General features: G+C 58.5%; 21 protein-coding genes. 9 read left to right on the forward strand and 12 right to left on the reverse strand.

Annotated features, from left to right (window positions below):
• The first annotated feature begins 122 nt into the window (after nucleotides 1–122).
• From AAY24_RS02375 to asnS, 3 genes are all read left to right on the forward strand, one after another.
• Nucleotides 123–1,079: a chemotaxis protein gene (locus AAY24_RS02375; protein ID WP_046858322.1), complete on the forward strand. Its 957-nt coding sequence runs from the start codon at nucleotides 123–125 to the stop codon at nucleotides 1,077–1,079.
• 64 nt (nucleotides 1,080–1,143) lie between these two features.
• Nucleotides 1,144–1,869, forward strand: a complete 726-nt coding sequence (locus AAY24_RS02380; protein ID WP_046858323.1) for a hypothetical protein — start codon at nucleotides 1,144–1,146, stop codon at nucleotides 1,867–1,869.
• Between the two features lie 162 nt (nucleotides 1,870–2,031).
• Nucleotides 2,032–3,429 (forward strand): asparagine--tRNA ligase, encoded by a 1,398-nt coding sequence (gene asnS / locus AAY24_RS02385; protein ID WP_199930468.1) that lies wholly within the window; start codon nucleotides 2,032–2,034, stop codon nucleotides 3,427–3,429.
• 61 nt (nucleotides 3,430–3,490) lie between these two features.
• On the opposite strand, the gene AAY24_RS02390 is transcribed toward asnS, so the two are convergent.
• From AAY24_RS02390 to AAY24_RS02415, 6 genes are all read right to left on the reverse strand, one after another.
• Nucleotides 3,491–3,856 (reverse strand): hypothetical protein, encoded by a 366-nt coding sequence (locus AAY24_RS02390; RefSeq protein WP_046858325.1) that lies wholly within the window; start codon nucleotides 3,854–3,856, stop codon nucleotides 3,491–3,493.
• 144 nt (nucleotides 3,857–4,000) lie between these two features.
• The gene (locus tag AAY24_RS02395; protein WP_046858326.1) at nucleotides 4,001–4,297 is read right to left on the reverse strand and encodes a thioredoxin family protein; all 297 of its coding nucleotides are present in this window, start codon (nucleotides 4,295–4,297) and stop codon (nucleotides 4,001–4,003) included.
• Nucleotides 4,298–4,347: 50 nt separating this feature from the next.
• Nucleotides 4,348–5,409, reverse strand: coding sequence for a permease (locus AAY24_RS02400; RefSeq protein WP_082116995.1), 1,062 nt, complete (start codon nucleotides 5,407–5,409; stop codon nucleotides 4,348–4,350).
• A gap of 122 nt (nucleotides 5,410–5,531) precedes the next feature.
• Entirely contained in the window at nucleotides 5,532–6,080 is a 549-nt protein-coding gene (gene sigZ / locus AAY24_RS02405) for an RNA polymerase sigma factor SigZ (protein WP_046858327.1), read from the reverse strand.
• A 134-nt stretch (nucleotides 6,081–6,214) separates the two neighbouring features.
• The gene (locus AAY24_RS02410) at nucleotides 6,215–7,864 is read right to left on the reverse strand and encodes a FecR family protein (protein ID WP_046858328.1); all 1,650 of its coding nucleotides are present in this window, start codon (nucleotides 7,862–7,864) and stop codon (nucleotides 6,215–6,217) included.
• A gap of 152 nt (nucleotides 7,865–8,016) precedes the next feature.
• Nucleotides 8,017–8,778: an NRDE family protein gene (locus AAY24_RS02415; protein ID WP_046858329.1), complete on the reverse strand. Its 762-nt coding sequence runs from the start codon at nucleotides 8,776–8,778 to the stop codon at nucleotides 8,017–8,019.
• Between the two features lie 41 nt (nucleotides 8,779–8,819).
• Between AAY24_RS02415 and AAY24_RS02420 the strand changes: the two genes are divergently transcribed.
• On the forward strand, nucleotides 8,820–9,425 hold the full coding sequence (locus tag AAY24_RS02420; protein ID WP_046858330.1) for a DNA-J related domain-containing protein: 606 nt from the start codon (nucleotides 8,820–8,822) through the stop codon (nucleotides 9,423–9,425).
• Between the two features lie 9 nt (nucleotides 9,426–9,434).
• Here AAY24_RS02420 and AAY24_RS02425 read toward each other — a convergent pair whose 3' ends face one another.
• Both AAY24_RS02425 and tdh read right to left on the reverse strand, forming a co-directional pair.
• Complete coding sequence (locus tag AAY24_RS02425) at nucleotides 9,435–10,625, reverse strand: glycine C-acetyltransferase (RefSeq protein ID WP_046858331.1); 1,191 nt, start codon at nucleotides 10,623–10,625, stop codon at nucleotides 9,435–9,437.
• Nucleotides 10,626–10,683: 58 nt separating this feature from the next.
• Entirely contained in the window at nucleotides 10,684–11,721 is a 1,038-nt protein-coding gene (gene tdh, locus AAY24_RS02430) for an L-threonine 3-dehydrogenase (protein WP_470406627.1), read from the reverse strand.
• Nucleotides 11,722–11,952: 231 nt separating this feature from the next.
• On the opposite strand from tdh, the gene msrP reads away from it, so the two are divergent.
• The 5 genes from msrP to AAY24_RS02455 all read left to right on the forward strand — a co-directional run bounded on the left by msrP (nucleotide 11,953) and on the right by AAY24_RS02455 (nucleotide 16,461).
• Entirely contained in the window at nucleotides 11,953–12,918 is a 966-nt protein-coding gene (gene msrP, locus AAY24_RS02435; protein ID WP_046858332.1) for a protein-methionine-sulfoxide reductase catalytic subunit MsrP, read from the forward strand.
• Nucleotides 12,919–12,933: 15 nt separating this feature from the next.
• Complete coding sequence (locus AAY24_RS02440; protein WP_046858333.1) at nucleotides 12,934–13,599, forward strand: protein-methionine-sulfoxide reductase heme-binding subunit MsrQ; 666 nt, start codon at nucleotides 12,934–12,936, stop codon at nucleotides 13,597–13,599.
• Nucleotides 13,596–14,333 (forward strand): DUF1223 domain-containing protein, encoded by a 738-nt coding sequence (locus AAY24_RS02445; RefSeq protein ID WP_052761009.1) that lies wholly within the window; start codon nucleotides 13,596–13,598, stop codon nucleotides 14,331–14,333. The genes AAY24_RS02440 and AAY24_RS02445 overlap by 4 nt, the downstream gene beginning before the upstream one ends.
• A 122-nt stretch (nucleotides 14,334–14,455) precedes the next feature.
• Nucleotides 14,456–15,790 (forward strand): MBL fold metallo-hydrolase, encoded by a 1,335-nt coding sequence (locus AAY24_RS02450; RefSeq protein ID WP_199930469.1) that lies wholly within the window; start codon nucleotides 14,456–14,458, stop codon nucleotides 15,788–15,790.
• A 194-nt stretch (nucleotides 15,791–15,984) separates the two neighbouring features.
• Entirely contained in the window at nucleotides 15,985–16,461 is a 477-nt protein-coding gene (locus AAY24_RS02455; RefSeq protein ID WP_046858335.1) for a MaoC/PaaZ C-terminal domain-containing protein, read from the forward strand.
• A 79-nt stretch (nucleotides 16,462–16,540) separates the two neighbouring features.
• Here the strand turns inward: AAY24_RS02455 and AAY24_RS02460 are convergent, their stop codons facing one another.
• From AAY24_RS02460 to AAY24_RS02475, 4 genes are all read right to left on the reverse strand, one after another.
• Nucleotides 16,541–17,650 (reverse strand): CaiB/BaiF CoA transferase family protein, encoded by a 1,110-nt coding sequence (locus AAY24_RS02460; protein WP_046858336.1) that lies wholly within the window; start codon nucleotides 17,648–17,650, stop codon nucleotides 16,541–16,543.
• A 275-nt stretch (nucleotides 17,651–17,925) separates the two neighbouring features.
• Nucleotides 17,926–19,161 (reverse strand): phenylacetate--CoA ligase family protein, encoded by a 1,236-nt coding sequence (locus AAY24_RS02465; RefSeq protein WP_046858337.1) that lies wholly within the window; start codon nucleotides 19,159–19,161, stop codon nucleotides 17,926–17,928.
• A gap of 170 nt (nucleotides 19,162–19,331) precedes the next feature.
• Nucleotides 19,332–20,159 carry an ABC transporter ATP-binding protein gene (locus AAY24_RS02470; RefSeq protein WP_199930470.1) on the reverse strand — a complete coding sequence of 276 codons (828 nt, stop codon included), beginning with the start codon at nucleotides 20,157–20,159 and terminating at the stop codon, nucleotides 19,332–19,334.
• A gap of 92 nt (nucleotides 20,160–20,251) precedes the next feature.
• Nucleotides 20,252–21,496 (reverse strand): ABC transporter substrate-binding protein, encoded by a 1,245-nt coding sequence (locus AAY24_RS02475; RefSeq protein ID WP_046860952.1) that lies wholly within the window; start codon nucleotides 21,494–21,496, stop codon nucleotides 20,252–20,254.
• Nucleotides 21,497–21,732: the final 236 nt, after the last annotated feature.

Raw genomic sequence — 21,732 nt, forward strand, 5'->3', positions numbered from 1 at the left:
GAAATGGCTGTTGCTAAAGCAATCAGCCAAGCGGCCGATAGCCTAATTGCCTGGAGTTGAAACGGGATCTCCGGCAATAACAAGCCCTTACGGTTAATCTCTTTATTTATCTGGCGGTATTAATGGCAAATTTCATTGATTCGGTAGACAGTCGCACTCAACTGGCGGGTACCAACCGCCTGGAAGTCCTGTTATTCAACCTCGGCCGCGACTCATTGACCGGCCGGGATGAAACCTTTGGTGTCAATGTATTCAAGGTTCGGGAGGTCATGCGCATCCCGGAGATCACCCGTGCGCCCGATATGCCGGACTCGATTGAGGGCATGGTCAGTCTGCGCGGCAACATGATCCCCATCATCAATCTGCCGAAATTCTGTGGTATCAAGTCTGATGAGGAGCCGAACATCCTGATCGTCACCGAATATAACAAACATGTGCAGGGGTTCCTGGTGCATTCGGTGGACAATATCGTACGGCTTGCCTGGGAGGATGTGAAAGCGCCTCCTGAGATGCTGACCCAGCAGCTGGGTGGACTGGTGACTGCTGTCACAGAGCTGCCCGATAAACGCATCCTGATGATCCTGGATGTGGAGATGGTGCTGGCCAAAACATCGCGCTTTGATGAGGCGGAAGCGCTGTTTGAAGGCATCGAAGAGCTCCATCGCGATGATATAACGGTACTCTTTGCCGATGACTCGGCGGTGGCCCGGGATCAGATTATCCGAACCCTGAAACGGGTCGGTGCCAAATATGTCGAGGCCACCAACGGCGCCGAGGCGTGGCACAAGCTCAGTGAACTGGCTGATCGGGCAGAGGCTACCGGACACAAGACCAGTGACTATATCCAGGCGATCCTCACCGATGTGGAGATGCCGGAGATGGATGGTTATGTGCTGACCAAGCATATCAAGGAGGATCCGCGCTTGGCGGATATTCCGGTCATCATGCACTCTTCGCTCTCTGCGGATGCCAATCAGGAGTTGGGCAGGGGCGTGGGGGCGGATGCCTATGTAGCTAAATTCCAACCCTCTGAACTGGCCGCCAAGCTGAAGGAAATCTTGCTCAGCCAATCCGAATGACGGCCAGCGCGGGCCCCGGTAAATCGACAGATAAAGATGGCTGCAAAATGTGACAGGCGGGACGATGGATTGGGTTCCTGATCATCTGCGTCTGTTCATCGTGGTCGGTGGACTCCTGCTGCTCCTGCTGCTGGTAGGCAGTCTGGTACAGAAGTATGAGGAGTACACGGCTGCCAAGCGCCTGGCAGTGCAACGCCTGATGCTGGGGATTCAACGCATCGAGGATGCGTTGGAGAAGAGTCGCACCGGGGGGCTGCCAGCCGGCGTGGGCAAGTTGTTGCGCAATGAACTGTTGGCCCGGTACATCACGGTTCGCCAGGTCTATCCCCAGCAGCCAAACATCCATCAGATGATCGTACAGGCTGAGGAACGGGCCCGGCTGGAGCCGGAGGGTGCCACCTCAGTAAACTCGAACGCCTTCACCTCCGCTGAATCCCTCAATCGTTACATTAAAGGGCTGAATGAAATCTACGGGCTACTGGAAGGCCGCCGGTTAGGAACCCGCTTAGTCGCCGCCGATCGAAACGCCATGCAATTGAAACTGGTGGAGTTTCAGCTCATGGCAGCCAGCAGCTACTACACCCGGGAGGTAACAGCCTATGCCCAGTCAAATGACTGGCCGAACGCAATCCGGGCGGCCCGTGCACTGGACTCGTTCATGATGACCCGACCCAGAAGCAGCCCCACGGCGGTTCGTTTGAGAAACGAATCCAGGGAGCTGTTACAGGCGGTGAGTGAACTGCGTATGCCGGGGGGACAGACTGCCAGTGACAATCAGCAGGATGCCTGATCCCAATCTCCTGTCAGGTTGATCTTCCACGCTCAAACCCGGTTTCTTCGCTGCCGGCGGTAAGCCGACCATGTATAATCTCCGCACTCTCCCGGAAGCCTGGTGGCCCGATCCCCACCACTGTCGGGATAAATCAATGCCCAGTAGATGCGGATAACAAACATGGAAAATCGTGATATTAAATCCCTGCTTTCCAGTGACAGTGCCATTGGTAACCAAGTGACCGTTCGTGGCTGGGTGCGTTCCCGGCGGGACTCCAAGGCCGGTATCTCTTTCATTCATCTCTACGACGGCTCCTGCTTTGACCCGATCCAGGCGGTGGTCCCCGACACGCTGTCCAATTACCAGCAGGATGTACTTAAAATCACTACCGGCTGTGCGGTTGAGATTAGCGGCGTGTTGAGCGAGTCGGCCGGTAAGGGGCAGTCCTGTGAGATCCAGGCCAGCGCGGTTACCGTTATGGGCTGGGTGGATGATCCCGATACCTACCCCATTGCCAAGAAACGTCATACCTTCGAGTACCTGCGTCAGGTGGCCCATCTGCGACCCCGCACCAACGCATTTGGCGCCATCTCCCGGGTTCGTACCACGCTCTCCAGTGCTATCCATCGCTATTTCCATGAGCGGGGCTATCATTGGGTCAACACGCCGATCATCACCGCCAGTGATTGTGAAGGGGCAGGGGAGATGTTCCGGGTCAGTACCCTGGATCTGGCTAACTTGCCACGAGCCACGGACGGGTCGGTCGATTTCGAGGAGGATTTTTTCGGCCGCGAGGCGTTCCTGACCGTCTCCGGTCAGCTGAACGCGGAGGCCTATGCCCTGGCACTGAGCAAGGTGTACACCTTTGGTCCCACCTTCCGTGCTGAGAACTCCAATACCAGCCGCCATCTGGCGGAGTTCTGGATGGTTGAGCCGGAGGTGGCCTTCGCCGATCTGAATGATAACGCGGCGCTGGCGGAGGATTTCCTTAAATACATCTTCAGGGCTGTACTGGAAGAGCGGCCGGATGATATGGCCTTCTTTGCCCAACGGGTCGACAAGGGGGCCATTGAGCGACTGGAGTCGGTGGTGCAGAGCGATTTTGAATATATGGATTACGCGGATGCGATCGACATTCTGCGCAACAGTGGTGAATCATTTGTGTTCCCGGTTGAGTGGGGGCTGGATCTGCAGTCGGAACATGAACAGTACCTGGCGGAGAAACATGTGGGGCGACCGGTAATCCTGATGAACTATCCCGCCTCTATCAAGGCGTTCTACATGCGTATGAATGATGATGGGGAAACCGTTGCCGCCATGGATGTACTGGCGCCGGGTATTGGCGAGATCATCGGTGGCAGCCAGCGCGAGGAGCGCCTGGATGTGCTGGACCGACGCATTGCTGAGTTGGGTATCCAGGGCGATATGGGCTGGTACCGGGATCTGCGGCGCTACGGCACCGTACCCCATTCAGGATTCGGTATGGGCTTCGAGCGGGTGGTGAACTATGTAACCGGTATGGAGAATATCCGTGATGCCATCCCGTTCCCCCGGACCCCCAAGCATGCCCCGTTTTAGTGGAGCCTGTTGGCCGGTCGGAACGGCGCCGTAGTATAAAAACCGCTTTGACCAGAGAGGGTTACGGGCGGGTTTTACGATCCTCCGACCTGTTCTGCTCAGCAAACTCGTTGATCCACTGCTGCATGAAGATCAGCACCACCGTGTGCAGCACCGCCAGAATCAGGCCGATACTGGCGGCCACTGCCAGCAGGGGTAAGGGCAGCAGACCGGCGAACAGCAAAGAGGCGATAAAGCAGCCCACCACCAGCTGACCGGAGCGAAATATATAACGTCGCATGAAGGGCTGGATCTGCAGCAGGTTATTGCGACGTATGCGCGCTTTTTCGTGCCGGGTTGCCTGTGGACCGGCTACCTGACGGGGTAACGCGAGGGGTGAATAGTACCTGGCGATCAGCTTTATCAATGAGACTCCGTTCTGCTGCACAATCAGACCCCGGTTGATGAGGGTTTAATCAGACTTAACTATAGTCGCGATTGATCCCGGGCAGAAGTGGCTGGATCAATTGAGCAGGGGACAGCTCTTCGGCCGACAGGGTGTCGCCGGCCGAAGAGCCCTTTCGAGCCCTATTCAGCCACAGCACTTGCCGCTTGTGCTGCTATCTCCACTGCAACAACCGGCTTCTGGGGCGGCACCTGTCAACCAGCTCGCAATGGCCTCTTTTGACGGGATGCCGCCGGCGTGGACCACCTGCCCATCCAACACCACACCGGGTGTGCTCATCACGCCATACTGCATGATCTCGCTCAGCTCCTCCACCTTCTCCAGGGCGACTTCCACCCCGGCACTCTGGGCTGCCTCTTCGATCAGCCGGAGGGTGGTTTTGCAGTTGGCACAGCCGGTGCCGAGTACCTTGATATTCTTCATTGCGGTTCTCCTAACGGAAAGATTAAACGAAAGCGAAGTAGTGATCCGTATCAGATCAATATGTTGAACAGGTAGCCGACCACCAGGATGCCGCTGGCGACGACACCGACAAAGGTGGCGATCAGTGGCAGCTTGAGCACTTTGCGCAGAATCAGCACCTCCGGCAGTGACAGGGCGATCACCGCCATCATAAAGGCCAGGGTGGTGCCGAGGGCGGCGCCCTTGCCGATCAGCGCTTCCACCACCGGGATGATACCGGCCGCATTCGTGTACATGGGTACGCCCATAACCACGGCAGCAGGCACCGACCACCAGGCCTCCTTACCCATGAACGAGGCCATGAAGTCCTCGGGTACATAACCATGGATGGCGGCGCCGACCCCGATACCGATCAGGATGTAGGGCCAGACTTTACCCACAATCTCTTTCACATGCTGCCAACCGGCCTGGAAGCGGGCTTCCCAGCTTAAACCGGCGCTGTTGACCGGCATATTGTTGCCAGCCTGTATATCCCGTACCCAATCCTGCAGGTGTTTCTCCATGCCGAGCCGGCCGATCACTAAACCGGCAAAAATCGCCACTGTCAGTCCCAGGCCAAGATAGAGCGCCGCTACCTGCCAGCCAAACAGGCCGAGCAGCAGTGCCAGGGCGATCTCATTGACCATGGGTGCGGCGATCAGAAATGAGAAGGTGATTCCCAGTGGTACACCGGCGGAGAGGAAGCCGATAAACAGTGGGACCGCCGAGCAGGAGCAGAACGGGGTGACGATCCCGAGCAGTGCCGCCAGGGTGTTGCCCAATCCGAGACGTCTGCCCGCCAGCAGGGCGCGGGTGCGTTCCGGGGCGAAATAGGTCTGGACAATACCCATCAGGAAGACGATACCGATCAGCAGCAGCAGCACCTTGGGCGTGTCATAGAAGAAGAAATGGACGGCCTCGCCCAGGTGAGTGGTACGATCCAGGCCAACCAGGGAGAGGATCAGATCGGCGAAATCGGTCAGATGAAAATAGATCAGAAACCAGACCGGCACGGCAACGGCCAGGCCGATCAGCCAGGAGAGGGTTTTCGATGCGGGACGCGCCTGGATCGATTCCCGGGTAGTGTCGTTCACGATGGTGTCTCCAAATAGTCGTTATAGCTAAGAATTATCTAATCAGTAGACGAACCACAAGGCAGAAGGATGCAGTTTTTTTTCATTCCGTTCCGGTCGACCGGTGGTGAGGCTGTCGGGGTCTAGGGGTTGGAGGTGGGATCCGGCGGCCGGGGAGTGAAGCAGCAGACGCTGCCATTCTCGTCATAACGCACCTGACAGGCTTTCTTCAGGTGGGACTTGAGGCGTTGTCGGGCCCGCTGGATGCGGGATTTGGCACCGGCTGTGGTGAGGCCCTTCATGCGGGCGTACTCCACCTGGCTGATGCCCTCGATATCACACAGGGTGATCACCTCGCTGTCCGACGGTGATAACTCCCGGAGGGCACGGGGCAGACACTGGCTCAGGTCATCCACTATGGGTGTCTCATGGGCCGCTGCATGGGGATGCTCATCGTCGATTGCCTCATGGGTCTTGTGACTGCGGTGATAGTCGATGAGACGATTTCTTGCCACCCGGAACAGCCAGGCGCGGCTGTTCTCCAGAGTGCAGAAGTGACTGCCGGCCGCCAATGCCTTGAGGAAGGTGTCCTGCAACAGATCCTCCGCCACGGTTGTATCCTGCAGCCGGTTGTTCAGATAGCGTCGCAGTTCAGCTTCGTGGTTGGCCCAGGCGGTCAGAACACAGTTCATGGGATTGGGTGTCTCTCCGGTATCAATCGACGAAAATCGGGCGCCCGGTTTCCCGGGCGCTTCTGATAGATCAGCAGGTTACAGCCTGTGCCGGCGCTCGAGCTGTCGGGGTGATACTGCTGGACGGATTACATTCAGAGCAGCAGGATGCCCAGCAGTCCGGTCAACACCGGATATATCCAGCTGTTGTCCGGGGTCGGGTCGATGCGCTGGGTCGCTCCCCAGGGGCCTTCGAAACCATCCGGCTCCACGTAACGGACCCTGAAATAACGTACCTGGCCAGATACCGGTTGCAGGGTCAGCCGGGGTTCATCAGGCGACGCTTCCAGCAGCAGTTCGGTAAATTCCGGGTCGGCCGCCAGCTGTACCTGGTAACGCTGCCCCCCGATACCGGGCCGCCAACTGGTGGTAATGCCCGATTCGGTCACCGTCATACTGGCTTCCGGTTTGGCCGGGATCGGTTTGATCTGCCAATGTCTGCTGTCACTGACCGGCCCCTGCTCACCAGAAGCGTCGAATGAGTAGAGCCGCCAGTAGTAATCCCCCGGCGCTGTCAATTCCCCGGTTCCAAACTGGGTGGTGGTGAGATTCGACTGGTCGACCAGCAGATTCTCGAATGCCGCGTCCGTGGCAATCTGCAGCCGATAGCCGACCGCATCGGAAGAGGCGCTCCACTTCAGCTCAGGCTGCTGACCACGAAACAGTTGCGCATCATTGGGGGATAGGGGGATGGGCGGTTGGGGCCGGGCATCCAGGGTGAACGGCTGGACCTGGTGAAGTCCCTCCAGTTCCAGGTCATCAATACCCCGCACCCGGAAATAGTAATCGCCGTCGGGCAGGTCCGGCAGGGGCACCCGTGTGCTGCTCACCTGTTGCTGCCAGAGCGGTGACAGGAAGTCGGCTGTCCGGGAGATCTCCGCCCGGTAACCCTGGGCATTCTCCAATGGCTGCCAGGTGACCGGCCAGTTCAGCTGTTCAATCTTCTCCGGCAGCGGCTCGATGCTGGGTGGTGGCAGCAGTTTACGCGGTGGCAGGGGCGGCTTGCCCGCTTCTACCCGGGTTCCGTAGCTGGCCGGCAGCAGGCGGGTCTGCTGATCGCCCGAGACCGCCACCTGGCCCTTCAGCACCTCGAAGGTGGAGGCCTGAAGCTGGGGGCGATTGGAGAGCCGGTACTCGGTGCCACGCACCGCGCTGATGGCGGAGGGAGTGTGGATCTCGAAGCGGCTGCCGGGGCCACTGGCCGGAGTGATACGGGTATCACTACGCCCCTTGATCAGGTGCAGACGGGTATCCACCATGCCGGTCTCTCCATAGGCCGACAGGTGGTCGAAACGGATGCTGCTCTGGGCGTGCAGGGTGATCAGGGACTGATCGGCAAAGCGCACAGTGACGTTACTCTCCGGCCCGGTCTCCAACTGGTCCCCCAGGGAGATACGGCTGCCGGGAGCGAGCTCAGTGTCACGGGTACCATCGGGTCTGAGCAGTGCGGCAGTGCCGCGAAGGGTGACAATCTCGGCGTGGGCGGCGTTGACCCTGATCCACTTCATCGGGACCTTGACCCGGGAGCCCGGCCGCATCCGTCGGGGGTTTTCAATACGGTTGATCTGCTGAAGCTGTTTCCAGTAACCCACTTTGTGCAGGTACTTCTGACAGAAGTTCCACAGGTTGTCGCCGGGTACCACGGTGTAAACCCAATCCTCAGCGTGGGCGTTTACCCCGGCAATCATCAGGCCAATGCCAATGAGGCCGGTCCACCAACGACGACGTATTCCTGTAAACTGCATACATCTCCCCTTCTTAGCCGATTCATCAACAGCTTTTCAGCTGCCATCAAAAGCTGATTTTACCTTTAGTTTAGTGAAGTTCCCACCAGCAGCGGGTTAATTGGGCCAGTTGCCGGACCATTGTGCTGGCTCAATCCACCTGCCTGCCGGCATCAACTGGCCACGTTGATCGGTACAAACTCCGCCTGATCGGGTGCGCCGTCCGCATAGAGCCAGACGGGATCATCCTGTCCTGGTGAGCGGGGCAGGGCAATCAGGGAACTGGAGACGGTGGCGAAACCGCCCGGCAGGTCCATATTCATGGCGGCATGGGGAGTGGCCGGATCACCCGCCGATCGGGCGGACAACAGCGCTCTCCACGCCTGCCAGGACTGCTGTTCCGGACGGGGTGGTGTGGCCGAGCGGAACCGGGGCAGCCAGTGGCGAATGCGCGGGTGGCTGACATCATCCAGCTCCCGGGAGGTGAGCATATGCAACCCCGGTTCAATCTCAAAGCACTCCAGCCGGGAATTCTCCCCGTGATCCTGGCTACGCAGCCAGAAGCCCTGTGTCCGGTCCCCGATAAACAGGTTAAATGCCCGGTACGCATCGGCTGCCAGGGCGCCCATGGCCCGTTGTGCCGCCTCCGCACTGGTGTGTTGCAGTGCCTGCAACACCAGATCACCACGACTCTTTTTTCCCGCCAGCGGACCCAGGGTCCCTTCCCGGTTCATGATACTGGCCACCACGCCGTATTGGTTCATTCCCAGCCAGGTGCCGCCGCCCAGTTGATCCAGCCCGGCTGTCACCGCCGGCTGGGCCGGCCAGTGCTGTGCGGGTGGCATGGCCGGGCGGTCACGCATCTCGTCCCGGTTGCCCGCCATAATCAGGGGCCAGCGGGTGTCGGGTTGAAACAGAATCACCAGGGTACACATGGATTCAGGTTCCGCTGCAGGTAGGGATCTGGTCTGAAAGTATGGATAATGACGCTATGTATGACAACCCGCTGATCCCATCCATCCTGTCTCTGCTGCGGGCCACTCCTGACGGGGTGAGCGAGCACGGGCTGATAAAACAGTTACAGCAGACCGGGTTGCTTGCCGAGAAGGAGCCGGCTGGCAACCTTGGACTGTTTCAGAAGCATTTCCTGGTCATGAATGCGCTCTATCAGCTACGGGACAGGCTGCTCCAGGAGGAGGGGGTCGTACTGCACATTGATCCGCTCTCCATTCGGCTGACGTCCTGTGGGGAGGAGGATAGGGGCGATAGCTCCACCCCCAGCCAGGATGAACCGCTGCGCCGTTACTACCTGGAGTGGGACAACCTGGCACGCACATCCGAGGCCGATGTGGCGGCTCTGCTGCAGGGCTTCTGGAGTCGCTTTCACGCCTTTGATCAGCGTGCCGAAGCGCTCCAACAGCTGGGGCTGGCACCCGACGAGGTGCCGTCATGGTCCACCATACAGCGCAACTACCGGCAACTGATTGCGCAGCATCACCCGGACAAGGGGGGTGAGCCGGCTCGCTTTATCCGTATCCGTGAAGCCTATGAGCTGTTGCAGCGGCTCTATGCCCGGGCCTGAGATGGCCGGTCAGATCCCCATATCCGTTTTGACCCTGGTGAAGGCCTCAATGGCGAATGCCAGGTCATCGGGGGTATGGGCGGCGGAGATCTGGGTGCGGATGCGCGCCCGTCCCTGGGGTACCACCGGAAACGAGAAGGCCACCACGTAGACACCCTGATCCAGCATGCGCCGGGCAAACTCCACCGCCTTCGGTGCGTCATAGAGCATGATCGGCACGATGGGGTGTGAGCCCGGCAGCAGATCAAAGCCGACCTGCTCCAGGCCGCTGCGGAACAGTCGGGTGTTCTGCTCCAGCCGCTCCCGCAGTTCAGCGGAGGATTCCAGCAGATCCAGGGCGGCGATGGCCCCCGCCACCACCGGTGGCGCTACGGTGTTGGAGAACAGATAGGGGCGGGAGCGCTGGCGCAGCAGTTCGATGATTTCCCGGCGGCCGCTGGTGTAACCACCGCTGGCGCCGCCCAGGGCCTTGCCCAGGGTACCGGTGGTGATATCCACCCGTTCCATGCAGTGGCAATACTCATGGGTGCCCCGTCCGCTTTTGCCGACAAAACCCACCGCGTGGCTGTCGTCCACGTGGACCAGGGCGTGGTACTGCTCGGCCAGGTCGCAGATCCTGTCCAGTTGGGCATAGTAGCCATCCATGGAGAAGACCCCGTCGGTGGTGATCAGCTTGAAACGGGCGCCGGCTGCGTCGGCCTGTTGCAGCTGCTGCTCCAGATCGGCCATGTCGTTGTTTTTGTAACGGTAGCGGCGGGCGCGACAGAGCCGTACACCGTCGATAATGGAGGCGTGGTTAAGTTCGTCGGAAATAACCGCATCCTCTTCCCCCAGCAGGGTTTCGAACAGGCCGCCGTTGGCGTCGAAACAGGAGGGGTAGAGGATGGTGTCCTGCATGCCGAGAAACCGGCTCAGGCGGGCCTCCAGGGTCTTATGGATGGTCTGGGTGCCGCAGATAAAGCGCACCGAGGCGAGTCCGTAGCCCCAGCTCTCCAGACCTTCCGCCGCCGCCTGCCGGATCGCCGGGTGCTGGGCCAGGCCAAGATAGTTGTTGGCGCAGAGATTGAGAATCTCCCGATCCTGGTTGACCGACACGTGGGCCCCCTGGGGCGAGGAGATGACCCGCTCATCCTTGTAGAGTCCGGCGTCACGGATCTGATTGAGTTGCTGTTGCAGATGTTGCTGAAAATCGCCGTACATGGTGTTTCCCGGCCTGTTGATTTTTTGGGATGCCCGGACTGGCCGGACGCTGTTTGCGCTACTCTTCCCAGTTGAGTATCACTTTGCCGGCCTGCCCCGACAGCATGGCGTCAAAACCGGCCTGAAACTCGCTGTAGTGGAAGTGGTGAGTGATGATGGGCGAGATATCCAGGCCCGCCTCGATGAACACCGACATCTTGTACCAGGTCTCGTACATCTCCCGGCCATAGACACCCTTGATGGTGAGCATGTTGAATATCACCTTGTTCCAGTCGATCCGGGTATCTTCGCTGATAATACCCAGCAGGGCGATCTTGCCGCCGTGGCACATGTGGGCAATCATCTGGTTGAATGCCTCCGCACTGCCGGACATCTCCAGTCCCACATCGAAGCCCTCGCTCATATTCAGCTCCTGTTTGACCGCCTCCAGGCTCTCTGTACGGACATCCACTGTACGATCCGCCCCCAGTCGTTTGGCCAGTTCCAGGCGCCAGGGATTGACGTCGGTGATCACCACATGGCGGGCTCCCGCGTGCTTGCAGACCGCCGCCGCCATAGCGCCGATAGGACCGGCGCCGGTAATCAGTACATCCTCCCCCAGCAGGTCGAACTGCAACGCGGTGTGCACGGCGTTTCCGAACGGATCGAAGATGGACGCCACATCCAGATCGATACCGGGCCGGTGTTCCCAGACGTTGGACATGGGCAGGGCCAGGTACTCGGCAAAGGCACCGGTGCGGTTGACGCCGATACCGCTGGTGTGGGCGCACAGGTGACGCCGGCCCGCCATGCAGTTGCGACAGCGACCGCACACCACATGGCCTTCACCGGAGACGATCTCACCGGGGTGGAAGTCGATCACGTTACTGCCCACCTCCACGATCTCACCGACAAACTCATGGCCCACCACCATGGGCACCGGGATAGTCTGCTGGGCCCAGCTGTCCCAGTTGTAGATGTGCATGTCGGTACCACAGATGGCGGTCCGCTTTATCCTGATCAGCACATCATTGATGCCGATGGTCGGTCGCGGAACCTGCTCCAGCCAGATACCGGTTCCAGCCTGCTTTTTTACCAGTGCCTTCATCATTGTCATGTTAAAACCGCCAGTTGATTCTGTTTGGGGAATAGTGTACGCCAATCGGGGGGGCAGGGGGACAGCCGTGTTACCGGATGGTGGAGCGGAGAGGCTAGCAGTTAGGCGGGGCGGTCTGCGCTGCCATTTGTTATCAAATTGTGATGATTTGGTGATCTTGGTGCTACCCGTTTTCGCCACACTCTCCCATGTGCCAGGAATTGACAACCTTACTTGTATGGGGAAAACCAAATGCTGATCAAAAAGCCCGAGGTCATAAAATCATCTGAAATCACCGACCAGTCGGTCTACCTGAAACGGCGACAGTTTATCCGTGACAGCGGATTGCTGGGGGTTGGGCTGGTTGGGTCAATGGTGGGTTTGCCATGGATGAAGCGCTCCTGGGCAGAGGCGCCTGCCGGGGCCCGGTTTGGCGAACTGGTGTCGAGTCCGTTCAGCAGTGATGAGAAACTGACCGATTACCAGGACGCCACCGGCTACAACAACTTTTACGAGTTCGGTACAGACAAGCGTGATCCGGAAAAACATGCCCGGGAGTTTGCGCCCCGTCCCTGGTCGGTGGTGGTGGATGGGGCCTGTGAAAAACCGGGCAGTTACGACCTGGAGGATTTCCTGCGTCCCCATGCCCTGGAGGAGCGTATCTATCGATTGCGCTGTGTGGAGGCCTGGTCGATGGTGATCCCCTGGGTCGGTTTTCCCCTGGGCGCTGCATTGAAGCGCTTCCAGCCAACTTCAAAGGCGAAGTATGTCGCCTTCGAAACCCTGTACGATCCGGAGCGTATGCCCGGGCAGCAGCGCCGGGTACTGGAGTGGCCCTACCGGGAGGGGTTACGTATGGATGAGGCGATGCATCCCCTGACCATCCTGGCGGTTGGTATGTATGGTGCCGAGTTGCCAAATCAGAACGGCGCGCCGCTGCGTCTGGTGGTGCCCTGGAAATACGGTTTCAAGAGTATCAAATCCATTGTCCGGATCAGCTTTACCGAGGAACAGCCGGCCAGCACCTGGAACCAGTTGCAGCCCGCCGAGTACGGTTTCTATTCCAATGTGAATCCCCAGGTGGATCACCCCCGCTGGAGCCAGAAGAAGGAGCGACGTATCGGTGACTGGTTGAAGCAGGAGACCCTGATGTTCAACGGATACGGGGATCAGGTGGCGTCACTCTACCGCGGGATGGATCTGAAAAAATATTTCTGACCGGGGCCGCATAAGATGACGCGAACAGGGGTTATTAACTGGCTGCTGAAACCGTTGCTGGCTATGCTGTTGCTGGTGCCCCTGGGCCTGCTGGTGCTGGACGCTACCCGGGATGCCCTGGGTGCCAATCCGGTGGAGACCATTATCCACCAGACCGGTCTCTGGGCGCTGCGTCTGCTGTTGCTTACCCTGGCCATTACACCTCTCTGCCAGGTCACCGGGATCAGCGACTGGGTTCGTTTTCGCCGCCTGATCGGTCTGCTCAGCTTTCTCTATGCACTGCTCCATTTCAGCACCTATGCGGTGCTGGACCAGGGGTTGGATTTAGGGGAGATTCTGACCGATGTACTGAAACGTCCCTATATAACGCTCGGGTTTGCTACCTTTCTGCTGTTGATTCCCCTGGCGGCCACTTCCCATAACAGGATCATTCGATGGCTGGGTGGGCGGCGCTGGAAACGGCTGCACCGGCTGGTCTACATCGCCGGATTGGGCGGGGCGCTTCACTATCTCTGGCTGGTCAGGGCGGACGTTCTGCCGCCGTTGCTCTACCTGGGGCTGTTTCTGGGCTTGATGCTGTTCCGGATACCGGCCGCTATCCGGTCCGGTCTGATGTACCGGCTACGGAAAATATCCCCTTTTCAGCGTCATCACCACTTCCATGAGGAGGAGCCGTCATGAACAGGGTAACCCTGGGTCGTTTATGCGTACTGATGGGGCTGTTGCTGGCCGCTGATCTGGCGGCTGAAACCGTGCGCATCAGTAGCGGTGAACAACGGGTCAACCTGGTGGAGCTGTACACCTCGGAGGGGTGCAGCAGCTGCCCCCCGGCGGAGGCCTGGCTGAACGGTTATCTGGAAATGGCCACCCTGTGGCGCGATGTGATACCGCTCGCCTTTCATGTGGACTACTGGGACTACATCGGCTGGCAGGACCGGTTTGCCCAGCCGCAATTCTCCCAACGGCAGTATCGCTATCGGAAAGAGGGGGCGATAGGAGCGGTCTATACACCGGGGATACTGGTGAATGGCAAAGAGTGGCGGGGCGGTTTTCGACAACGTCCCGTGGTGGCGGATGAGAGAGTCGGTGAATTGACGCTGGAGATTGCGGGAGACCAGCTGTCGGCCCGTTTTATGCCGACGGATAAAACGGTTAACGGGGCGCGTCTGCATCTGGCCGTCGTAGCGTTCGGTCTGACCAGTACGGTGGCGGCGGGGGAGAACCGGGGGCGTCAACTGGCCCATGAGTTCGTCGTTTTGGAGCTGAATAGCCGTGATTCCACCGATTTACGCTGGCAAATGACACTGCCTGAGGCCCGTTCGCGGGATGCGGCACGCCACGCCCTGGTCGCCTGGGTCAGTCGCCCGGGCAGTCAACGGCCCTTGCAAGCCGCCGCCGGCTGGCTGCCGGACTAGCCCTGATCCCGGTAACCCGGCTTCAGTCGCGGGAGGATAATACCATTGAATAGATAGGCGTTTATGCCGGCTGCGGGGTCGCTATGGTATCATCCGAAACAAAACTGAATCGGGAAGATATCATGCGTGAAGCCGTAACCGCCGTACTCGTCCATGGTGATGAAGTCTTTGTCATCAAACGCCAGAACTATCTGCGTGCCTTCCCGGGCTATTACGCCTTTCCCGGCGGGAAGGTGGATGAAGAGGACGCCGGCTTTGTTTACCAGCATCCGCAATTGGCCGAATTCAGACCGGAGCGAATCCGGGCGCTGGTCCGGGAGCTGGATGAGGAGCTGGGCTTCGATCTGGAACAGGCGATCGAACAGAACCAGGTGGAGGAGATCGATCTGATCGGGGTTGCCGTCACGCCGGCGTTCGAACGGGTCCGTTTCCACGCCCACTATTACAAGGTCGTACTGAAATCCAAGGCGCTGTTCCGTCCCGACGTGAATGAGATTGCCTGGTCCGGCTGGCTGCATAAAGATGAGTTCCTGGCCCGCTACGAATCGGGTGAAGGGATGATGGTAGTGCCGATCATGCACACTGCCCGTGCCCTGGCCCGGGATATGGCCAGCAGTCCGATTGAGCCCTTCAACCTGGAGTATGATGAAGAGCGTGAACTGGCCTATCTTGAGCTGATTCGTGGACTTGGATATATACCCACCCCGTCCAACACACTGCCACCAGCGGAATATACCTACGCCCTGATGATTGGTGATGGTGATGCGCCGCGCTACCTGGTGGATCCGGCACCGGCCTCCGATCAGGTGCTGGAGCGGATGTTCAATACCCTGAAGGATCACCCGGTGGACGGCATCCTGATCACCCATCACCACCCGGACCACCATGAGCGGGCCCCTGACATCGCCCGCCAGCTTGGCCTGCCCATGCTCTGTTCAAAAAACACCCGGCAACGCCTGCTGGAGCGTAATGGTGCCGACTACCTGGACGGTATCGAGGTCAGGCATGTGCAGGAGGGAGATCAACTGACCCAGTGGCTGGGCCGGGATGTGCACTGTTATGAGCTGCCGGGACACGATGACGGCATGATCGGCCTGGCGCCGGAGGATATGTCCTGGTTCTTTGTGGCGGATCTGGTGCAGCCCATGGCTACCGTGGTGATCCCGGAGCCGGAAGGAGATATGCAGGACTATTTTGACACCCTGCAACGGATTATCGATCTGCAACCCGGAGTGGTTGTCTCATCTCACGGTATCCCGATGGGTGGCACCCATGTGCTGGAGAAAACCCTGCAACATCGGCAGGAGCGGGAGGCGCAGATTGTCGCCATGCTGAACGCCGGGGATGATCTGGATCAGATAGTGAAGCGTCTCTACCGTGGCGTCGATCAGAAATTGCTACCATTGGCTGAGCAGAATGTCAGACAGCATCTGCGCAAGCTGGGCCACGCGGTATAGGGTGTTCTGCTTGATACACCGGTTCGGCGGCAACAGGGAATGGGGAGTGGTCAGCCACAGCACTGCCGCTAACTGAGCAGATCCGCGTTTCTTCCGGGGCTGGCCCTGGCATGAAAAACAGGGAATGAAAAAGGGTAGTTTCTGAAGTTATTTTTTTACTGGGTTGACTGTGTTTGGAACAAGAGGGAGTGCCTATGGCTACAATGGAAAACATACCCTATAGCGAATTGGAGGTCGGTACGACCGCCAGTTTCAGTAAATCTTTACAGCATGATGATCTGATACTGTTTGCCCAGATCTCCGGTGACGTGAATCCGGTACACCTGGACGATGAGTTTGCTCAGGAAACCCCGTTCAAGGGGCGCATTGCCCACGGCATGTGGACCGGTTCGGTGGTCTCGGCTGCGGTAGCGACCGTATTACCTGGTCCCGGCACCATCTATCTGGAGCAGAATCTGCAATTTCGCCGGCCGGTGCGGCCCGGTGATGAGGTCACCGTAAAGTTGACCGTGACCGGAAAGCTGGATGATACCAAACGCCATGTGGCACTGGATTGCCAGGTACACAACCAGGATGGCGTACTGGTGGCCAAGGGAGACGCCCGGGTGATCGCCCCGGATAAGAAGATAAAACTGGACAAGCCGGTACTGCCGTCGATCAAGATTGGCTAGGGGAGAAACAGGGTAGATCAACAACATCTACTGCCGATTGCCGGAGCGGTCTCAATGCTCCGACAGTCGGCAGAACCGGTTACTCTGGGTGATCCTCGGTAAACCAGTTGACACTCTCTCCATCGCCGACCTCCACCAGCGGGTTGGGTAGGCGACAGGGGGCGCCGTTGATCCAGGCCGGATAAGCTGGCTCCCAATCGTTCAGCAAACCCCGGGCTTCCACCTGTGGGTGGTGCTTGGTCTGATCCAGACTGGGTATGGTCTCAAAGCAGCAATCCACTTCACCCAGCAGACGCTGCCAGTGTTCCAGGGGTTGGGAGAGGAACAGCTCCCGTAACTCTTCGATCAGGACGGTCTGGGGCATGTTCTCCAGTTGGCGGGGTATCCAGGCGGGGCGATCCACCGCTTCACAGAATGCGCGCCAGAATTTGGCCTCCAGTGGCGCCAGGGCCAGGAACTGGTTGTCGGCGGTCTGATAGATGTTGTAACAGGCGGCGCCACCATTCAGCAGCAGTTGTTCCCGTTGTACACCCGCGCTCTCCTTCGCCTCACTCAGTCCCAGGTACTGTAGTGCCATGGCCGAATCGAACAGACTGATGTCGATAAACGCCCCCTTACCACTCTTGGCCCGGCCAAGCAGGGCCGATTGAATAGCGGCCACCGCCTGCATGGCACCGGCATGATCGGCCAACGGCGGGAAGATGATCATGGGCTGTGCCAGGGTGCCGGTGGCGCTGAGGGCCCCACTGGCGGCGCAGTAGTTCAGGTCGTGGCCGGCGTGGTCACGGTAGGGGCCATTCTGCCCGTAACCGGAAAGGGCGCAATGGACCAGTTGCGGATTGAGTTGTTCCAATCGGGCCCGGTCGAAACCGAGTCGATCCATAACGCCGGGCCGGAACGCTTCCAGCAGCACATCGGCGTTTTTCAGCAGGCGGCTCAGCTCCGCTTTACCCTGGTCGGACTTCAGATCCAGTTTGACCACCCGCTTGCCACGATTCAGATGCCGATAGAGCGCCGAAGGTGTGGCGTTATCCGATAGCATGAAGTTACGCATCGGGTCGCCGCGTGGCGGTTCGATTTTGATTACATCTGCGCCGAGGTCGGAGAGCATCCGGGTGGCAAACGGCCCCGGAATATACTGGGACAGGTCCAGTACCCGGTAGCCGGCGAGAAAACTTTGGTTTTTCATGGTTCTATTCAGCCCTGATGAAGATTAGCCTGTTCTCTGGTTGAAATGCTACGGTGTTCAGGTCTGCCGTGTCGAGCGTAGACCCGCTGCCGACAAGGTCCACCACCGGATCCGCAGATTAGCACGATTTGTCACTTAATGGGTTTTAAACCGCGGGTGCTGTTGGTGCCGCAAACAACCGAGGGGCTGGCGTTCCGAACCCACCTTCGCTGCGGGATCGCAGCGGGGGGTGTCAATGTTCCAGTTTCCGGGTAGTGGGTAACTGGAGAATCGGTTCAGTCGTATTGGCGGGTATCGTCTATCACCTTGCCATCGTTCGGCAGCGTCCCGGGTGCTACCGGTTTGGCTTCGCCGCGCACTTTGCAGACATCCCGGATACTATCGGCAATCGCCTGCTCCAACTCAGCGGAGCTGCTGTCGGCTTCAAACTGCAGGGTCAACTGATCACTTTCGTTTACCCAGTCAACCACCAGGCGTGCTTTACGGATCTCCGGATGACGTTTGACAACCCGGTCCACCTGTTCCGGGTGGATAAACATACCCCGCACCTTGGCAGTCTGGTCAGCACGTCCCATCCAGCCCTTGATGCGACGGTTGGTACGTCCACAGGGACTGATCCCCGGCATGATGGCGGAGAGATCGCCGGTTGCAAAACGGATCAGCGGATAGTCCGGGTTGAGGCTGGTGACCACGACTTCGCCGACTTCGCCATCGGCAACCGGCTCTCCGGTGCCCGGGCGGACAATCTCCACATAGACCCCTTCATCGATAACCAGGCCCTCCATTGCGTCGGTCTCATAGGCGATTACACCCAGGTCGGCGGTGGCGTAACACTGCAACACTTTGATGCCCCGTTTGCTGAATCCTTCGCGCAATGGCGGTGGCAGTGCTTCACCGGATACCAACGCCTTCTTCAGGCTGCTCACATCCGCCCCCATATCGTCCGCTTTTTCCAGGATGATCTTGAGGAAGGAGGGGGTTCCGACGTAACCATCCGGTCGGAGATCGGCGATGGTTTGCACCTGCAGTTCGGTCTGCCCGACACCTGCCGGAATTACCGAGCAGCCCAGGGCATGGGCTCCACTATCGACCATGGCGCCGGCGGGTACAAAATGGTAGGAGAAGCAGTTATGCACCAGTTCACCGGTTCTGAAGCCGGCCGCAAACAGTGCCCGGGCAAAACGCCAGAAGTCCGAGCGTTTTGAACCCGGCTCGTAGATGGGCCCAGGCGAGGCGAACACGTAGGCAAGCCGGGGCGCTTTGGCCGCCGCCAAACCGCCAAACGGGCGGGCGTTCTGCTGCATCTCGATCAGAGCCGACTTTCGGGTCAGTGGCAGCCGGGTGATCGCTTCCGCGCTGGTGATGTCGGCCGGATCAACGTCCGCGAGAATACGGCTATAGGCGGGTGCCTCGGCCTTGGCGTGGGCGACTTGGGCAGCCACCGCCTCGATCAGCGCCTCCTGGCGCTGCTTCTGATCACGGGTTTCCAGGTGATCGTAAAACTCGGTCATCGGATATGGGCCTTTAGCTGGATTGGATAATAAATAGGATCACTACACTACGGGTTAAAAACTTCATGTAACCTGTCACCGGATTGACCGGGATGCAATGTCTTCGGGTCAGTCCGGTCATGGCGGATCGGGCGGCAGTCCCGCATAGGGCACTGCCGATTGCTCAGTGATTACAACCAGCGCTTGCGCCGCTTGTATGACTTGAGGTTCTTGAATGATTTACGATCTCCTTCGCCACCACCAAGATAGAACTCTTTCACATCTTCGTTGTTGAGCAGTCCTTCCTGGGTACCATCGAGGACGATTTTACCAGACTCCATAATGTACCCATAGGAGGCGTGACGCAAAGCCATGTTGGCGTTCTGTTCCACCAGAACCATGGTGATGCCCTGGTCCCGGTTGATGGTCTTGATGATATTAAACACCTCTTTCACCAGCAGGGGAGAGAGGCCCATGGATGGCTCATCAAACAGAATCAGTTTGGGCTTAGCCATCAGGGCGCGTCCGATAGCGAGCATCTGTTGTTCACCACCAGAGAGATAGCCGGCCAGGCCGGTACGCTCCTTCAGGCGTGGGAAGTAGTTGAATACCATTTCGATATCGTCATTGATCTCCCGGCTGCTGGCCTTTCGGGTGTAGGCCCCCAGGCGGAGATTTTCAATAACGGTCATGTCCTCGATAATCCGGCGACCCTCCATGATCTGGAAGATACCTTTACGGACAATATCCTCAGGCGCCTGGTTATTGATCTGTTCCCCCATAAAGGTGATTTCACCCCGGGTAACTTCACCATCTTCGGTCTTCAGCAGGCCGGATATCGCCTTGAGTGTGGTTGATTTTCCTGCACCGTTGGGGCCGAGCAGGGTCACGATCTTACCCTCCGGCACTTCCAGGCTGACGCCACGTAGTACCAGGATCACATCGTCATACACAACTTCAATATTATTGACGGTAAGAATCGGCTCTTCGGTTTCAATTTTCTTTATGGGTTCACCCATCGCACTCGGCCTCTATTTTCACAATGCCCGTTGAAACGTGTTATTAACAGCGGCTGGATGGTGGACCCCGCAGGGTCCACCATGACCGTCAATTACATGCCGAGCCAGTCGTCGCGACGTGGCAGATCAGCAGTGTAAATCTTTTCCATCTTCAGCGTATCACCATCAATGCTGCGATAGACCATCACATTCAGGTTTCCACGGTGATCCTGATCGGTCCAGGTGTGTGGTGCGCAAACACCTTCCATACCGGCGGGTACATGATCCGTCATCTTCTCCATGGCGGCCTTCAGAGTGGGGCCGGTGATCTTGCCGGCCTTGTCAGCAGCCAGCATGGCATCACGCATGAACATGGCGGTACAGACACCACGCATGTAGTGCAGCGGACGTGCTTCCTCGCCACTGGGGTCGGAGATCTTGGAGATCTCTTTAACGGTCTTCATACCGGGGACATCGTCATACCAAGTGGATGCGGCTACAACCCAGGCCAGACCATTGCCATCGCTGCCGGTGGCTTTCATGGCGTTCTCATCCCAACCCCAGATGTTGGAGAGGAACTGGGTATCCACACCGACGGTTTTACAGGATTTCAACAGCGAAATGTTGGAACCGGAGGTGTTGGCCAGGTAGGCATAGTTGGCGCCGGAATCTTTCAGGGACAGGCACTGTGCCTTGAAATCACCCGGTTTCAGGGAGTAGACAATCGGGTTCAGGACCTCGAATCCCAGCTCTTTGGCATAGGCTTCGCAAGCCACTTTGGGAGAGTTGGGGTAGGGGTGGTTGTCACCCATGTGGACGTACTTGGGCGTGCCCTGACCACCTTTGTTCTTCCAGTCTTCAGCAGCCCACTGCACCACGGCACGACAGCCGTCAGAATAGGAAGGGCCGTAGAAGAAGTTATAGGGAGCCGGAGACTTGACGTACTTGGACTTACCCGTGGGGTCGGTCAGGTGACTGGAGTAGGAAGCGGACATGAAGAAGATCTTGTCCCGCGTTACGAATTTAACCAGTGCCTCGGTATCCGCTGTGCCCCAGCCCTGAATGGCGACAGGCTTGTTTCCCGACATCCATTTTTTGTAGGTGGATACGGCGCGTGGTGCGTTGTAGGAGTAGTCGACCGTGTCAAAATCGAGCATCTTGCCGTTGATGCCGCCATGTGCGTTGATGTAACTCATGGCATCGGCGATACCCTGGCCATAGGGTTTGCCGACATCAGAGGTCGGGCCGGTGTAAGCGGCCAGATGACCAACCTGAATGGACTCCTCGGCCACAACATTACCTGCGCCAAAAGCCAGAAGAGCGGAGCTAACCGCGATAGAAATTATATTTTTATGCATATTCTTCATCCTCAAATACCCGATGGGCATGTTGTGGGGTGATCCTCCCCCGTGTTATTGACACCGTCACAGGCGATTACTCGCGCTGCTGGGTTATCCTCTGGCTGATCGCCATACCGGGCTGTGCATATGGCCCGGGCTACCAAAAAGACCCGTGGGTCAATCCGGTAATTCTTCCCCCGCCGAATCCCTCACAAGGACGGCGAGATGATTTTTTACTGGTTCCCCGCCTGTAT

Source organism: Sedimenticola thiotaurini (assembly GCF_001007875.1).
In the GTDB taxonomy this organism is placed as follows: Bacteria; Pseudomonadota; Gammaproteobacteria; order Chromatiales; family Chromatiaceae; genus Sedimenticola; species Sedimenticola thiotaurini.

What these genes read in the sequence shown, in the direction of transcription:
- AAY24_RS02375 (WP_046858322.1), top strand. Translation starts at nt 123, where the DNA reads ATGGCAAATTTCATTGATTCGGTAGACAGTCGCACTCAACTGGCGGGT.
- AAY24_RS02380 (WP_046858323.1), top strand. Translation starts at nt 1,144, where the DNA reads ATGGATTGGGTTCCTGATCATCTGCGTCTGTTCATCGTGGTCGGTGGA.
- asnS (WP_199930468.1), top strand. Translation starts at nt 2,032, where the DNA reads ATGGAAAATCGTGATATTAAATCCCTGCTTTCCAGTGACAGTGCCATT.
- AAY24_RS02395 (WP_046858326.1), bottom strand. Translation starts at nt 4,297, where the DNA reads ATGAAGAATATCAAGGTACTCGGCACCGGCTGTGCCAACTGCAAAACC.
- sigZ (WP_046858327.1), bottom strand. Translation starts at nt 6,080, where the DNA reads ATGAACTGTGTTCTGACCGCCTGGGCCAACCACGAAGCTGAACTGCGA.
- AAY24_RS02410 (WP_046858328.1), bottom strand. Translation starts at nt 7,864, where the DNA reads ATGCAGTTTACAGGAATACGTCGTCGTTGGTGGACCGGCCTCATTGGC.
- AAY24_RS02415 (WP_046858329.1), bottom strand. Translation starts at nt 8,778, where the DNA reads ATGTGTACCCTGGTGATTCTGTTTCAACCCGACACCCGCTGGCCCCTG.
- AAY24_RS02420 (WP_046858330.1), top strand. Translation starts at nt 8,820, where the DNA reads ATGGATAATGACGCTATGTATGACAACCCGCTGATCCCATCCATCCTG.
- AAY24_RS02425 (WP_046858331.1), bottom strand. Translation starts at nt 10,625, where the DNA reads ATGTACGGCGATTTTCAGCAACATCTGCAACAGCAACTCAATCAGATC.
- tdh (WP_470406627.1), bottom strand. Translation starts at nt 11,721, where the DNA reads ATGACAATGATGAAGGCACTGGTAAAAAAGCAGGCTGGAACCGGTATC.
- msrP (WP_046858332.1), top strand. Translation starts at nt 11,953, where the DNA reads ATGCTGATCAAAAAGCCCGAGGTCATAAAATCATCTGAAATCACCGAC.
- AAY24_RS02440 (WP_046858333.1), top strand. Translation starts at nt 12,934, where the DNA reads ATGACGCGAACAGGGGTTATTAACTGGCTGCTGAAACCGTTGCTGGCT.
- AAY24_RS02445 (WP_052761009.1), top strand. Translation starts at nt 13,596, where the DNA reads ATGAACAGGGTAACCCTGGGTCGTTTATGCGTACTGATGGGGCTGTTG.
- AAY24_RS02450 (WP_199930469.1), top strand. Translation starts at nt 14,456, where the DNA reads ATGCGTGAAGCCGTAACCGCCGTACTCGTCCATGGTGATGAAGTCTTT.
- AAY24_RS02455 (WP_046858335.1), top strand. Translation starts at nt 15,985, where the DNA reads ATGGCTACAATGGAAAACATACCCTATAGCGAATTGGAGGTCGGTACG.
- AAY24_RS02460 (WP_046858336.1), bottom strand. Translation starts at nt 17,650, where the DNA reads ATGAAAAACCAAAGTTTTCTCGCCGGCTACCGGGTACTGGACCTGTCC.
- AAY24_RS02465 (WP_046858337.1), bottom strand. Translation starts at nt 19,161, where the DNA reads ATGACCGAGTTTTACGATCACCTGGAAACCCGTGATCAGAAGCAGCGC.
- AAY24_RS02470 (WP_199930470.1), bottom strand. Translation starts at nt 20,159, where the DNA reads ATGGGTGAACCCATAAAGAAAATTGAAACCGAAGAGCCGATTCTTACC.
- AAY24_RS02475 (WP_046860952.1), bottom strand. Translation starts at nt 21,496, where the DNA reads ATGCATAAAAATATAATTTCTATCGCGGTTAGCTCCGCTCTTCTGGCT.